A 13,159-nucleotide genomic window follows, 5' to 3' on the forward strand; every position below is an offset into this window, starting at 1 on the left:
GTCCAACGTGACTTGTGAGCCTTCGCCACGGTGTCCACCAGCGCGGCGCCGAGCGTGCACCCGGCGCCGCCGGGATTGGCAGCGCGGCCCGGCTCGGCAACACTGCGCGCATGCTTGAACTGAACCGCGAAACCCTGGCCAGCCCCTTGGGCAAGATCGTGTTGCTGAGCGACCGCAGCGGCCACGTCCGCGCGCTCGACTGGTTCGACTGCCGCGAACGCATGCACGACCTGCTCGACCGTCACTACGGCCGCGGCGGCTGGGCGGTGAGTGCTGCCGCCGAGCCCGCTTCATCGGCGCTGCAGGCCCTGCGCGCCTACTTCGGCGGCGCGCTGGATGCCCTGGACGGGCTGCACTGGAGCACGGCCGGCAGCCCGTTCCAGCGGCAGGTGTGGGCGGCCTTGTGCTCGATTCCGGCCGGCCAAACCCAAGGCTATGGCGAACTCGCCGAGCGCATCGGCCAGCCCGGCAAGGCGCGCGCGATCGGGCTGGCCGTCGGCGCCAATCCGATCAGCCTGATCCTGCCCTGCCACCGCGTGGTCGGCAGCGGCGGCCAGCTCACCGGCTACGCCGGCGGCATCGAACGCAAGCGCTGGCTGCTGGAGCATGAGGGCGTATTGCTGCGCCTGCCCAGCGGTGCATCGGGCCGCGCGACGCGGCTGTGACGCGGCCCTAAGCCGTCGCCCGCCGGCCTGTGGGCGATGCGCGCGCCCGTTGTCGAGTCCTTGGATTGCGCATCTGCATCGCCATTCGTGGCGCAAACCGTCGTGATCAGCGTCTGTTTTTTGGCGGAACGCGATTTGCATGGCGGTGGTTCCGACCGCGCCAAGCGAGCCACCCATGGCACCCACTCCCAAACTCTGCGGCGTGCTTGCGCTGGCCGCCTGCGCCGCCGTGTCGATCTCGCCTCCGGCCGTCGCCCAAACCGTGGAACCCCTCGCCACCGACCGCCCCGACTTCGTCGAATCCAGCCGCACCGTAGGCGCCGGCCGCTGGCAGGTCGAGACCAGCATCGCCTTCGAGCGCGACAGCGAAAGCGGCGTCCGCGCCGAGGCCTTCGCCACCCCGACCCTTCTGCGGATCGGCCTCTCCGAACGCTGGGAGGCCCGCTTCGAAACCGATGGCTGGATCGATGCACGCCTGCGCGCGGGTGGATCGCGCGCTGACACCAGCGGCGTGGCTGACCTCGCGATCGGGTTGAAACACGCCCTCGCTGAACCCGCTGGCGCCGGCCCCGCCCAGGCCTGGCTGCTGCATTTCGATCTGCCCAGCGGCGACCGCGATTTCCGCGGCGAGGGCGTGCGCCCGTCGCTGCGCTGGGTCGGCGAATGGGCGCTGTCGGAGGCCTGGTCGCTTGGCGTGATGCCCGGCGTGATCCTCGATGACGACGGCGAGGACGACTACGTCGCCGGCATCTTCGGCATCGTGGTCGGCCGTGCCTGGTCGCCCAGCTTCCGCAGCTTTGCCGAGCTGGCGCTGCCGCAGATCGTCAGTACCGAACACGGCGGCACCGAAGCCTATCTGGACCTTGGCTCGGCCTGGCTGCTCAGCCCCGACCTGCAGCTCGACAGCGCGATCTCACTGGGCCTGAACGATCGCAGCGTCGATGCCGCGATCACCGTCGGCCTGTCCGCGCGCTGGCGATGACTGCGGCCGCTGGGGGCTTGAAGCGGCGACCCGACGCAGGGGCGCCGCCGTGATCTGAACTGCGGGCAGCTGCGCCCGTTCAACCGATGCTGATCCGGAGTCCGACATGAGCTTACGCAATCGCTTGCTGCTGCTGGCCTTGGCCGGCTTTCTGGGTGCACTGGTGGTCGGCCTGCTCGGCTTGCGAGGACAGTCGCACCTGGTCGTTGGGTCCTCCGACCAGGTCAAGGTGTCAAACCTGCTGCGCAACCAGATCGAGGCCGACATGATGCACGACGCGGTCAAGGCCGACGTGCTGGAAGCGGTGGTTGCATCCGCTCAGCAGCGGCCCGACGCGGTCGAATCCGCGCGCCAGGGTTTCGCCGAACACGCTGCGTGGATGCGGCGGGTGATGGACGAAAATGCCGCGCGCGCCACCGCGCCCGCACTGCAAGCTGAGATCGCGCGCGTGCGGCCGGCGGTGGAGGCCTACCTGCAGGCCGCCTCGACCGAGCTTGATCAGGTGCTGGCCGGAACGCCCAGCGACTTTGCCGGCTTCGAGGTCGCCTACGACGCGCTGGCGGTCGCGATGGAGGCACTCAGCGATCAGATTGAAGGCGAGGTCAGTGCCATGGCAGCACACTCTGTCGCCATCGCGAGCGAGGTGCGCCGGCTGCAGCTTGCGACCGTGTTCGGCAGCGGCCTGCTGATGGCTGCGCTCGGCGTGTGGATCGTCTTGAGCGTGCGTCGCGATATCGGCGGCGAGCCGGTGCAGGCGGCGCGCGCGACCGCACGCATCGCGGCCGGTGATCTGGAGACTCCGATCGGAGTCCGGCCGGGTGACGGCCGCAGTATCCTGGCGCGCCTGCAGGACATGCAGGGGCGGCTGCGCGAGCGCCTCGCAGAAGAACGCGCCGAGGCCGCCACCAACCTGCGCGTGGTGCGCGCGCTCGACAGCAGCTCGACCGCGATGATGATCGCCGATGCCGGGCGCCGAATCGTCTACGTCAATCCGGCGGTGGTGGCGATCCTGCGTGAACAGGCGACCGAGTTGCGCAAGCAGTTCCCGCGCTTTGATCCCGACCAGTTGATCGGCCACAACATCGATGGCTTCCACGTCCGCCCCCAGCATCAACGCAGCCTGCTGGAAGGCCTGCGCACCGTGCACCGGACCCAGATCCAGGTCGGCGAGGCCCATTTCTTCCTGTCCGCGAATACCGTGCGCGGTGAGAACGATGAGGTGCTGGGCTATGTCGTTGAATGGCGCGATCGTACCGACGATGTGGCGGTGGAGCGGCAGATCGCCGGCCTGGTCGATGCGGCGGTGCGCGGCGAACTGGCCGCGCGCGTCGATGCCACTCGGCTGAAGGGTTTCCATCGCACCGTGGGTGAGGGCCTGAACCGCCTGCTCGACGAGCTGCAGCCGAGCATCGATGCCTTCGGCGGCGCGTTCCATGCGCTGGCGGCCGGCGATCTGCGCCACCGCATCACCCGGCCGATGCAGGGCACCTTCGGCCTGCTGCGCGACGATGCCAACGCGACCTCGACCCGGCTGGGCGATCTGATCGGCGCCATCCAGGACGCGGTGCAGCACGTGCACGGCGCCGCAGTGGAGATCGCCGCGGGCAATCAGGACCTGGGCGCACGCACCGAACAGCAGGCCGCCAATCTGGAGGAAACCGCGGCCTCGATGGAAGAGCTGACCGGCACCGTGCGCGCCAATGCCGATGGCGCCGCCGAGGCCCAGAGCCTGGTGCAGTCGGCGGCGGTGACCGCCGGCCGGGGCGGCAACGAGGTGCGTGCCGTGGTCGAGTCGATGAACCGCATCGCCGCGGATTCCCGGCGGATGCACGACATCATCTCGACCATTGATGGCATCGCCTTCCAGACCAATATCCTGGCCTTGAACGCTGCGGTCGAAGCCGCGCGCGCCGGTGACCAGGGCCGCGGCTTTGCGGTGGTGGCCGGCGAAGTCCGCACGCTCGCCCAGCGCTCGGCCAATGCAGCGCGCGAGATCAAGGCGCTGATCTCGGAATCGATCGCGCGGATCGAAGCAGGCGCCAATCAGGTTCACGTCGCCGGCAGCACGATCGATGGTGTGGTCGGCGCGGTGCAGCGGGTGGCCACGCTGATGGCCGAGATCGCGCGCGCCTCGTCGGAACAGGCCAGCGGCATCAGCCAGGTCGGGCAGACCATCTCCTCGCTGGACGATGCCACCCAGCAGAACGCAGCCCTGGTCGAAGAGGCCACCGCCGCGGCACGCGCGCTGGAAGATCAGGCCGGCACGCTGTCGAAGCTCGCCACCAGTTTCCGGCGCTGAGGTCCGGTGCGCACTGCAGATGCGCGAGGCCCGGCGCGTCGATCGCGCGCCGGTACTGCCAGGCCGCCACGCCCGCCGCGTGCGGCTCAGCCCAGGCCGATGCCCTGCGCGCGCAGACCCTCGTCGATATGCGCCTTGAAGGCGAAGAACCCGCGTGCGGCCTGCGGCCAGAAGGTGCTGTCCCAGCGCCGACGGATGCGCAACAGGGGCAGGCCGGCCGCCGCCAGCGCAGGCGAGAGCGCGTCCAGCGCATCCGCCAGCGGGCCGACTGGCGCCTCGGCGCAGATCACCCGACGTGCGCCGACGCGCAGGGCGGCATCCATCACGGCCTCGGCCTCAAACATCGATGCGGCCTCCACCGGCAGGCCACTGCTGCGCAGGCGCTGCGCGGCATCCGCACAGCCGCCGTCGACGAACGCGCGTGCGCGATCGCCCCAGGGCCACGGCTGCGCTCCGCTCACGCCCGCGATCACCAGCGCTGAACGCAGGTCCAAACCCGGCGGCAGATCGCCGAGTGGATCCAGATCTTCGGCATGCACCAGCAGCAGACTCGGGGTGTCAGCCGTCGGCGCCGGCAAACTCGGCAGCGGCTGCGCCGCCGGCAGGGCCGGTTCGCGCAGGGCCACGCAGATTCGCGTCAACCCCTTGGGCTGGAAGCGTCCGTCGGTGTGCACGGCGATGTTGTCGGCGCTGGCCGCATAGGTTTTGCCGGGCGTCTGCAGGCCGGCCACCCAGCGCCAGCCCAGGGTGTTCGAGGCCGGGTCGGCGTCGAGCAGATGGCGGGCGAAAAAGTCCGCTCCCAGCGCCCACGGCAGGCCGAGGGTGAAGATCCAGATCGAGGCGAACCACATGCGTGCGTGGTTGTGCAGATAGCCGGTGCGGACCAGTTCCTGCGCCCAATCATCGAAGCCTTCGATTCCGCTGCGGCCGCTCTCCGCCGCCGCCAGCGCGCTGCGCAGCCCGGCATTGGTATCGAGCCGCGCGCGCGCTGCGGCCAGGCTGTCGAGATAGCGTGTCCACACGCCCGGGCGCAGCTGCAGCCAGCCTTTCCAATACGTCCGCCACAGAACTTCCTGGATGAACTTCTCGGCAGCCTCGGCGCTGTGTCGCTGCAGCACCGCGCTGACCAGCTCGGCTTCGCTCAGCAGCCGGTAGCGCAGATAAGGCGACAGCACCGACACATTCGCTCGCGAATCCGGGCCGAAGTCGCTGTTGCGGGTCTCCGCGTAGTAGCGGGCCGCGCGCGGCAGGAAACCCGCCACCCGCCGAAGCGCCTCGGCGCGGGTGGGCGGGAACTGGCGCGACTGGCTGTCGGCGATGAGGGTGACGGGTCGGGTTCTGGCGTACATGCGCGGCATGGAAACGGGTTTGCCGCGAAAGCCATGTGCAGGCGAGTCGAGCCTGCTTGCAGGCATTGTTGCAGATGGCTCCCCGCGTGCCGAAACTCGCCAGGAACCTGCAGCCGGTGTCAGCGACTGCGGCGCCACGTGCACCGACGCAAGCGCGCCTGAGGATGTCCGCAGGCGCCTACTCGCGCAGCCAGCGCAGCATGTGCGGATAGGCCGCAGTGCCCAAGCTCTGCGCCTGCGCCATGCCATGCGCCAACCCGCCCTGCATCAGCCCGTGCAGGCCCGGATATACGCCGAGCGAGAAGGTCATGATCAGGCCCGCGCTGCGGCCGTGATAGCCGCCGGCGTGGAACAACTCCTCTGCCGGCAGGCCGATCGCGCAGGCGGCCGCATAGGCCCAGGCCATGGCCTCGGCTTCGCCTGCATGTGGAACCAGCTCGCAGTCATGCAGTGCACCCGACTGCAGCGGCCGCAGCGCGGCGGGTAGCACCGCCAGGTGCCCGGCTTCGTGCAGCAGATCACCCGGCCACTGCAAACGTGCGCGGTCGACCACCAGCGCGCCTGCGCGGATCTGCACGCCCGGCAAGAAGCAGTGATCGTCGAGGGGTTCTTCCTGCACCTTCAGACCGAGCTCGCGCAGGAACCGCAGGATCGACGGGACGCGATCGGTTTCGGAGAGTTCTGCGCGCATGCGATGCGGGTTCAATCGGACAGGGGACGCGATTGTCATCCGGCAGCCGCACAAACACGAGCCGCGCGGAGTGCACGAGCCGCCGCTATGCATCCGCCGAGCCGGATCTGCACATTTCCCACACCATGACGCGCCGATGTCTGACCGACATGCAGGCGAATCGCCGATGGGAGGCGGTGAGGTCGGGCGGCACACTGAGCAACCGTCAATGCACAGGAGCGTTCCGTGCATTGCTGTGCGGCGCCTGCGGGACGCGCAACGGCGCGCGCCGCCTGCGCCGCCAAGACCGCGACCGCGTCGAGCCACGCCCGCCACGTTCCTGAGCGCACGCTGCTGCGCGCGCTCGTGCAGGCGCACTACCCGGACTTCATTGCCCGTCTTGAGAAGGAAGCCCGCAACCTGCCCGCCTATGTGCGCGAAGAGTTCCAGGCGTTCCTGCGCTGCGGCGTGCTCGGCCATGGCTTACTGCGAGTGGTGTGGGAGGAGTGCCACGCAGAGAGGCTGGTGGCCTTCTCCTGAACGAAGCGCGGGTTCTGCCCGAGTTGCGGTGCACGCGCATGGCCGAGAGTGCGCGGCACTTGGTGGAAGAGGCGTTTGGCCCGCGGCCGGTCCCGCAGTCATCCTGCGTTGCGGCGCCTGGATGGGCTGGGCAAGATGAGCGCTGTGTTTCCTCAAAGGAGCATCGCTCGTGGAGAGTCCTGAGCTTCAATCCTCAGCAGCTGGTTTGCCGAACGTCCTCTCGAAGGCATCGAGCTTCATCCTGCTCGTGGCGAGCCTGGGTGGTTGCGCAACGCAGCCGAGCGCGCCGCAGGTCTTCCCCGAATGGTGGAACCCCAATCTTGAAGGCCATGCGCTGAATCAGCAGTTTCGGGTGGGCGATCCCTACTGCAGCAACGCGGCCATCGGATCGGTTCCGATGCCACAAGTCCGCGTCTATCGCCCAGAGCAGAGTCTTACCAGATCTCCGCGAAGATCCGCACGACCGATTCCCACTTCAACGTGTCTACTCAGGAGATCGAGGCGACTGTGAGGCCCGCGCCTAAGGGCATTGCCCAGAGCATGAACGAAGGCATGGAGATGGCTCGCAGGGAAGAAGCTCAGCGCCAAGCAACGAGGAATGCTGAGGCCTCGCGGACGCTGTACTTCGAACAGTGCATGTACGCGCTGGGTTGGGAGCAACGCTACCGCTGAGCTTCCTGTGGTGCCGTCTGTGCCCCATACCGGTCATACACATGCGCATACGCCAGCGCCATCTTCTCCGCTCGTAGCTCCCGCGGGAACGCCGGCGGCAGGCGGCGCAGTTCCAGTTTGAGGGTCTGCATCACGGCGGCGCGGGCTTGCTGCTTTTCGCGCCAATCGAGTACCAGCTTTTCGCGCTTCAGCTTCTCCAGCAGCTCGCGGCAGACCTTCTTGACCTCGGCCTCCTCGGCCTTGGTCAGCTTGGGCTCGGGGCGGGTCAGGATGTCGAACAGGGCCAGCTCTTCTTCGCTCAGACCTTCGGCCACCGCGCGCTGCTCCTCTTCGCTCAGGGCCTGGGCGAAGCCCTTCAGCTCGCCGAAGAAGGCCGCGATGTTCTGGCTGCCGGCGTTGTAGGCGTCGATCAGCTTCTGGAACTTTTCGGCGAGGTCCACGCGCGAAGGGTTGTCCCGCAGCATCTGCGTCAGCTTGCCTTCGATCAGGCGCTTCAGCTTCTCTGCTTCGGTGCGCTTGTGGCCCTGGGCGAAGCGCGCCTGCAGGGCCTCGAAGTCGATCTCGGACAGATTCACCAGCGGCCGGCTCTCGCTGGCCGGGCCGATACGGTAGCCCTCGGTGGCGATCGAGTCGTTGAGCAGCTCCTCGACGTCACTCATCACCGCGCTGATGTCGGTTGGCTCCACATCGGCGCGGATCTTCGCTGCGAGGTAAGCCACCAGCACGGAGACGGGCGCCAGATCGTTCGCCAGAGGGTCAGGCAGGATGGCCTTGAACAGGCGGGCGATGCGGCTGGCCATCTGCAGGAACTGCTTCTTGTCGGCCTCGCGGACGAGGATGGCCTCGATGGCGTCGTCGATCAGGCCGATACGCTCAAAGCCCTGTGCAGCCGCGATCCGATCCAGCGCGATACCGCGCGCGGTGGCGAAGCCGTGAACCTCGGCAAGCGCCGCTTCCAGGGCGGCGACCAGCTCCCGCTTGTCGAGGATGGGGTTCTCTTCAGACTCACCGTTTGCGCTCGGCCGCGCATAGGTCGCCAGCGCCGCCTGCAGCGCTCGAAACACGCCGACGTAGTCGACGATCAGGCCGCTCTCCTTGCCCGGCGCCACGCGGTTGGCGCGCGCGATGGTCTGCATCAGCGTGTGCGCCCGCATGGGCTTGTCGAGGTAGAGCGTCGAGCAGGTCGGCACGTCGAAGCCGGTGATCCACATCGCGCAGACGAAGACCAGGCGCAGGTGATCCGCTTCGTTCTTGAACTTTTCATCCAAGGCTTCGCGCAGCATGCGCTGGCGATGCGGAAGAATCTCCAAGCCCTTCGCGCGCAGCTCCTCCACTTCGTTCTGACCCTGGCTCACCACCACGGCCATGTCGGTCTGCTCCATCAGGCGGATGCGCGCGATCAGGCGCTCGCGCGCGTCGCCCTGCGCCTTAGCCAGCTCGGTGCGCAGTCGTGTCAATTCGGCCTGCCAGTACGCCTGCACCTTGTCGTACATGCGCACGGCCGTCGCCTTGTCGATGCAGACCATCATCGCCTTGCCGCGGTAGCCGCGGCCGGTGAAGTGCGCCACCACATCGTGGGCGATCGCTTCGAGGCGCTCTTCGCGAGTGATGATGTGGTACTCGCGGGCGAACTCGCGCTGCAGCTTGCGCTCCTGCGCTTCATCCAGCTCGGCGTCTTCCAGCAGGGCTTCGAGGTCCTGGTTGAGCTCGCTGTTGGTCAGCTGCACCTCGGGGATGCGGTTCTCGTAGAACAACGGCACGGTGGCGCCGTCTTCAATGGAACGCGCGAAGTCGTACACGCTCACGTAGTCGCCGAAGACCTCGCGGGTGCGCTCCTCCTCGCCCTTGATCAGCGGCGTGCCGGTGAAGCCCAGGAAACCCGCGCGCGGCAGGGCGTTGCGCATGTTGAGGGCGAAGATGTCGTACTGGCTGCGGTGCGCCTCATCGGTGATGACGATGACATCCTCGCGCTCGGACAGCACCGGAAACGGCAGGCCCGGCTCGCTGCGGAACTTCTGGATCAGGGTGAAGATGTAGCGCTCATTGCCGCGCAGCAGGGCCTTGAGGTGCTCGCTGCTGGTGGCGCGCACATCCTCGCGGGCGGTGGCGCCGGTCGCCTTGAAGGTCTTGCTGATCTGGTCGTCGAGCTCTTCGCGGTCGGTGACGATCACGAAGGTGGCGCTACCCATCACCCGGCGCAGTACCTTCTGGGTGAAGAACACCATCGACAGGCTCTTGCCCGAGCCCTGCGTGTGCCAGAACACCCCGAGACGCTTGGCTTCGCCCTTGGGGCCGGCGCGCAGGCCTTCCAGCTGGGCGATGGCGCGGTTCACGCCGAGGAACTGGTGGTTCTTGGCGGTCTTCTTCACCAGCCCGCCGCGGGTCTCCTCGAAGACGGTGAAGTTCTCCACGTAGTCGAGCAGGCGCGCGGGCGCCAGCAGGCCGCGCAGGGCGCGTTCCAGGCTGACCTTGCCGGGCTCGTCCTCCTGCTCCACGCGCTTCCAGTCGAAGAAGTGCTCCCAGGCGCTGGTGAGCGTGCCCACGCGCGTCTCCGAGCCGTTGGAGAGCAGGATGAATGCGTTGGGATGGAACAGCTGCGGCACCGACTGCCCGCGGTAGTCGCGCAGGTTGTCGTCGAAGGCAGACTTCAACGGCACCGCCGGCTTCTTGAGCTCGATGAACACCCAGGGCAGGCCGTTGACGAAACCCAGCAGATCGCAGCGGCGCCGGTACATGTCGCCGGCCACCCACATCTGCGAAGTCAGGAAGAAGTCGTTGTTCTCGGGCTGCTGCCAGTCCACCACCCGCAGCACCTCGGTGCTGTAGCCGCCGTGCTCGTCCTGCACCTTCACCCGCACGCCATCCTTCAGCAGGCGGTAGACCTCACGGTTGGCGTTGACGGCGATCTGCTTCGAGCGGTCGCGCGCGATTTCCTCGATGGCCTGATCGTAGGCATCGGCCGACAGGCCCGGGTTCAAACGCTCCAGAGCGCTGCGCAGTCGCCGCACCAGCACCACCTGCGACTCGCTCTCGCGGCCTTCAGTACCTTCAGCGCCGAGCCGCTCGGCATAGAGGTCGGCATGCGTCCAGCCCAGGGATTCAAGCAGCTCGATCGCCGGCCGCTCAACCAGACGTAGTTCGCCATAGCCGGCCGCCATCTCGCGGATGCGGGCGGCGGTGGGTGAAGGCTTGGGTGCTTCAGGCGTTGAGGCCATTGATCCAAACCTGTGCGGTCAGTGGATGTTCGTCAAGGCTTGGCCCCTTCATGCGTCGCGACGCCGCCCGACCCTGCTTCGGAATCAAGCGACTCAGCGCAGCGGGTAGCGGCACGTCGAAATCTGCTTTGATACCTCAATCGCATCGAGCAGGGTCAAGGCGCCCATCGCTAGATGGAAGAGCTCGTAACCCCGCCGCTCGACCTCGTCCAGCCAGAAGCTCAACATCGTGCTTGGATAAGTAGCCTGCCCATCCTTTCGAGCAGGACGCCCTTCAAGCGCCTCTTCGAGGTCGGCAAGCTCCGCGTCATCCACGGTCATAAGTTGCAGCTCAAAGGCTCCGCGAGAGACGGATCTCGCAAGCTGATCCAGCGCCGAGTGCACCTGTTCCAACCAGGCCTTGGCGACGAGTGCCTGCCGGTTCTTCCCAAGAAGAAAGCCATCGACCAGCGCGACCAGGGCGCGCATCTCCTCGACCGCCAGACCGATGGCTGTCGTGCCGAGGCTGGCCTCTGATTCGGACTGGAATAGCGCCGCGGCCCGACGGGCACCAGGACCCGAGGGGGGCTTCGGTGCTTCAGCGATGGGGAGGAGCAGCAGATGTGGCGGTCTCGGCCGTAGGAACTTGCGATCAGGATTCATGGCCATCGTCTCCGGGCGTTCTTGTCCGTCAACCGCCTGCCTTGGTCAGGATTGAGCCAGCCAGTCCCTGTGCCCTCGGCAAGGCAGGTATCCAATTTTCAGTCTTTACAGATCAATTGGTTGCGTCAACTCGTGGTGGGCGCGAAGGCTTAGGAATGGGCTAAGCCAACGCTAACGCCAGCAACTTATCCTTTTCGGGGTGCCAGTGAGTCGGGCGACCACTGCAGCTCCCATGCGCTGCAGTACCTGGGGCCGCGCGCTCCGCGGCGGCAGCCGACGTGCTGTCGTTCATCCTCAGTTTCTTGCATCGGACGTGGACCCGTGCGAGCTTACTCGCCAAGTGGATTGGGCTTTCCCGGTCGGCGCTGGGCTCCTGGGGTTTCCTGGGGGCCCTTCTGCTTTTCAGGGGAAGCATTTCAGCCCCGCACCCCGGTAGTTGCCCCGCGCATCGCGGCGGAACTTAGGCACCAGCACCTCGAAGGCCCGATTGCGCTGATCCGGCCTCAGCACCGACAGGCCAATCGGCCGCGCGCTCAGGTCGGCGATCTGCAGGCCCTCGGCATTGGTCTTCTTGTCGCAGACGATCAGTTCGAAGGGCAGGCGTTCGCCCCGATAGTTGCCGCCGTCGCAGATCCGTCGGAAGTGCAGCTCCAACGCTTCGTCTTCGGTTCGGCCGCGGGCCTCGCAGAGCACCCGGGTCATGCGGCCCTGCTGGCCGCGCTCGCTCATCAGCCCGTGCAGGCGCTCCAAGCCGAACTTCATCGCCAGGTGATATGGGTGCTCCGGCTGGGTGTAGGTGCTGCTCAGCCGGCGCTTGTCGATGACCACGGCGATCAGGTCGAAGGGCGCTGCCGCCATCACCTCGGTCAGGCCCTCCAGAAATGCCTCGCTCGCCTCGCGCCCTAGCCGCGCGAACGCGCCTTTGCGCTTGCGTATGTCGTGCTCGTGCAGCACCACTTGGTCGTGGCCGAAGGTGCGGAACTTGAGCCGTCGTACGGCAGGCGTGACCACGTCGATGTAGGTGTCCACCCTGAAGACGCAGAAGGTGAGCACGAAGACGGGGTACTGCGGATCGATCGAGGCCATGCTGTGGTCGCCGCTCTCGTCGACGAAGACCACGTAGTCACTGAAAGCCGAGGGCCCGCTCATGCAGCGGATGCCTCTTCCGGCGAGGGCAGGCCGGAGACGTCGAGCTCGCCGGAGATCAGGCGGGGGAGGAGCAGGTCGCGGGTGGTACGGAGGTTGGTGTTCTGGCGTTGAAGAGAGGCCGTGAGGCGCTTCATGGGCTCCGCTACTTCCTCGAAACGCGAAAGCAGTTCATCCGGAGGAACAACAATGGTGGCGTTCCTGAATTCTTCCGCTGTCACCGCTGGATATGCGGCGCCCTTGGCGTGATTGACCAAGTAGGCGACGAAGTCATCCGTTGTGACCGCTTGGAAGAGAAACGACGCAGGCACGCCCTCGGGTGTGAGGACAGCGAAGCCAGTCGAGACCACGAGGTTCGGCTCAGGAGACAGAACGAGCGCAAAGCTGCGGCGGTTCGGCCTGACGCAAGCCCAGATCGTATCGCCGTCGTGAACGACTCTCCTCGCTCTGCCAGGAGCTTCAACGAAGGCACAAGGCTGCTTGATGTCGATGCTTCCAGTGGAGACAGACGAAATGTCTACGTACAAGATCTCGGCCGGGGGCGCCTTCGTATCGATGCTGGTTGCGTTCACTCTGGCTACTGCACTCAGGGGCTTGAGTAGCCACCCTTCCGGCACCAGCCCAAGCTCGGTTTCGACCATGCGGACGGATTCGTGGCCGGGGAAGCGGTAGTGGACGAACCACTCCTCGTAGATGCGCCGGGCCATCTCTTCGAGGATCGCGATGCGCCGGGTGTTGTTCTCGATCAGATCGTCGTAGGCGGAGAGGATGGAGGCGATGCGGCGTTGTACGCCTAGGGCCGGCAGGGGTACTAGAACCTGTCGAAGCTCGGATTGTTTGATTCCAAGTACCGTCGGAACGCGTCAACCCCTTTGAGACAGCCTGTTCACCAGATAGCTGTCATTCGTTCTCCTGAGTGGCGGATTCGCTCATGCTTGCGATCTCGTTGCTTCCGAGTTCACTGGGCAGGGTCACGATG

The 13,159-nt window shown here is 66.8% G+C and carries 10 protein-coding genes and 1 pseudogene; 4 read left to right on the forward strand and 7 right to left on the reverse strand.

The features are described 5' to 3' along the window. Positions 1-14 precede the first annotated feature (14 nt). The 3 genes from ACIQ7H_RS05310 to ACIQ7H_RS05320 all read left to right on the forward strand — a co-directional run bounded on the left by ACIQ7H_RS05310 (position 15) and on the right by ACIQ7H_RS05320 (position 3,946). On the forward strand, positions 15-665 hold the full coding sequence (locus ACIQ7H_RS05310; protein ID WP_395789132.1) for a methylated-DNA--[protein]-cysteine S-methyltransferase: 651 nt from the start codon (positions 15-17) through the stop codon (positions 663-665). 175 nt (positions 666-840) lie between these two features. Further along, positions 841-1,647 (forward strand): transporter, encoded by an 807-nt coding sequence (locus ACIQ7H_RS05315; RefSeq protein ID WP_395789134.1) that lies wholly within the window; start codon positions 841-843, stop codon positions 1,645-1,647. Positions 1,648-1,753: 106 nt separating this feature from the next. After that, on the forward strand, positions 1,754-3,946 hold the full coding sequence (locus ACIQ7H_RS05320) for a methyl-accepting chemotaxis protein (RefSeq protein ID WP_395789136.1): 2,193 nt from the start codon (positions 1,754-1,756) through the stop codon (positions 3,944-3,946). A gap of 86 nt (positions 3,947-4,032) precedes the next feature. On the opposite strand, the gene ACIQ7H_RS05325 is transcribed toward ACIQ7H_RS05320, so the two are convergent. Both ACIQ7H_RS05325 and ACIQ7H_RS05330 read right to left on the reverse strand, forming a co-directional pair. Further along, positions 4,033-5,295, reverse strand: coding sequence for an FAD-binding domain-containing protein (locus tag ACIQ7H_RS05325; RefSeq protein ID WP_395789138.1), 1,263 nt, complete (start codon positions 5,293-5,295; stop codon positions 4,033-4,035). A gap of 178 nt (positions 5,296-5,473) precedes the next feature. Then, complete coding sequence (locus ACIQ7H_RS05330; protein WP_395789140.1) at positions 5,474-5,986, reverse strand: hypothetical protein; 513 nt, start codon at positions 5,984-5,986, stop codon at positions 5,474-5,476. Positions 5,987-6,211: 225 nt separating this feature from the next. On the opposite strand from ACIQ7H_RS05330, the gene ACIQ7H_RS05335 reads away from it, so the two are divergent. After that, the gene (locus ACIQ7H_RS05335) at positions 6,212-6,505 is read left to right on the forward strand and encodes a hypothetical protein (protein ID WP_395789142.1); all 294 of its coding nucleotides are present in this window, start codon (positions 6,212-6,214) and stop codon (positions 6,503-6,505) included. A 662-nt stretch (positions 6,506-7,167) separates the two neighbouring features. On the opposite strand, the gene ACIQ7H_RS05340 is transcribed toward ACIQ7H_RS05335, so the two are convergent. From ACIQ7H_RS05340 to ACIQ7H_RS05360, 5 genes and pseudogenes are all read right to left on the reverse strand, one after another. Beyond that, a complete protein-coding gene (locus ACIQ7H_RS05340; RefSeq protein WP_395789144.1) occupies positions 7,168-10,392 on the reverse strand; it encodes a type I restriction endonuclease subunit R in 3,225 nt (1,074 codons plus the stop codon). A 93-nt stretch (positions 10,393-10,485) separates the two neighbouring features. Continuing rightward, complete coding sequence (locus tag ACIQ7H_RS05345; protein WP_395789146.1) at positions 10,486-11,034, reverse strand: hypothetical protein; 549 nt, start codon at positions 11,032-11,034, stop codon at positions 10,486-10,488. 402 nt (positions 11,035-11,436) lie between these two features. After that, complete coding sequence (locus ACIQ7H_RS05350; protein WP_395789148.1) at positions 11,437-12,183, reverse strand: DUF3800 domain-containing protein; 747 nt, start codon at positions 12,181-12,183, stop codon at positions 11,437-11,439. After that, positions 12,180-12,887 (reverse strand): restriction endonuclease subunit S, encoded by a 708-nt coding sequence (locus tag ACIQ7H_RS05355; RefSeq protein WP_395789150.1) that lies wholly within the window; start codon positions 12,885-12,887, stop codon positions 12,180-12,182. The genes ACIQ7H_RS05350 and ACIQ7H_RS05355 overlap by 4 nt, the downstream gene beginning before the upstream one ends. Positions 12,888-12,902: 15 nt before the next feature. Continuing rightward, a pseudogene (locus ACIQ7H_RS05360) lies at positions 12,903-13,022 on the reverse strand (restriction endonuclease subunit S); the annotation flags it as partial. Positions 13,023-13,159: the final 137 nt, after the last annotated feature.

It is taken from the genome of Aquimonas sp., from assembly GCF_044377145.1.
Taxonomy (GTDB): Bacteria; Pseudomonadota; Gammaproteobacteria; order Xanthomonadales; family Xanthomonadaceae; genus Aquimonas.

Coding starts and splice junctions, on each gene's coding strand:
- ACIQ7H_RS05315 (WP_395789134.1), top strand. CDS start 841: ATGGCACCCACTCCCAAACTCTGCGGCGTGCTTGCGCTGGCCGCCTGC.
- ACIQ7H_RS05350 (WP_395789148.1), bottom strand. CDS start 12,183: ATGAGCGGGCCCTCGGCTTTCAGTGACTACGTGGTCTTCGTCGACGAG.
- ACIQ7H_RS05340 (WP_395789144.1), bottom strand. CDS start 10,392: ATGGCCTCAACGCCTGAAGCACCCAAGCCTTCACCCACCGCCGCCCGC.
- ACIQ7H_RS05345 (WP_395789146.1), bottom strand. CDS start 11,034: ATGAATCCTGATCGCAAGTTCCTACGGCCGAGACCGCCACATCTGCTG.
- ACIQ7H_RS05355 (WP_395789150.1), bottom strand. CDS start 12,887: ATGGCCCGGCGCATCTACGAGGAGTGGTTCGTCCACTACCGCTTCCCC.
- ACIQ7H_RS05325 (WP_395789138.1), bottom strand. CDS start 5,295: ATGTACGCCAGAACCCGACCCGTCACCCTCATCGCCGACAGCCAGTCG.
- ACIQ7H_RS05320 (WP_395789136.1), top strand. CDS start 1,754: ATGAGCTTACGCAATCGCTTGCTGCTGCTGGCCTTGGCCGGCTTTCTG.
- ACIQ7H_RS05330 (WP_395789140.1), bottom strand. CDS start 5,986: ATGCGCGCAGAACTCTCCGAAACCGATCGCGTCCCGTCGATCCTGCGG.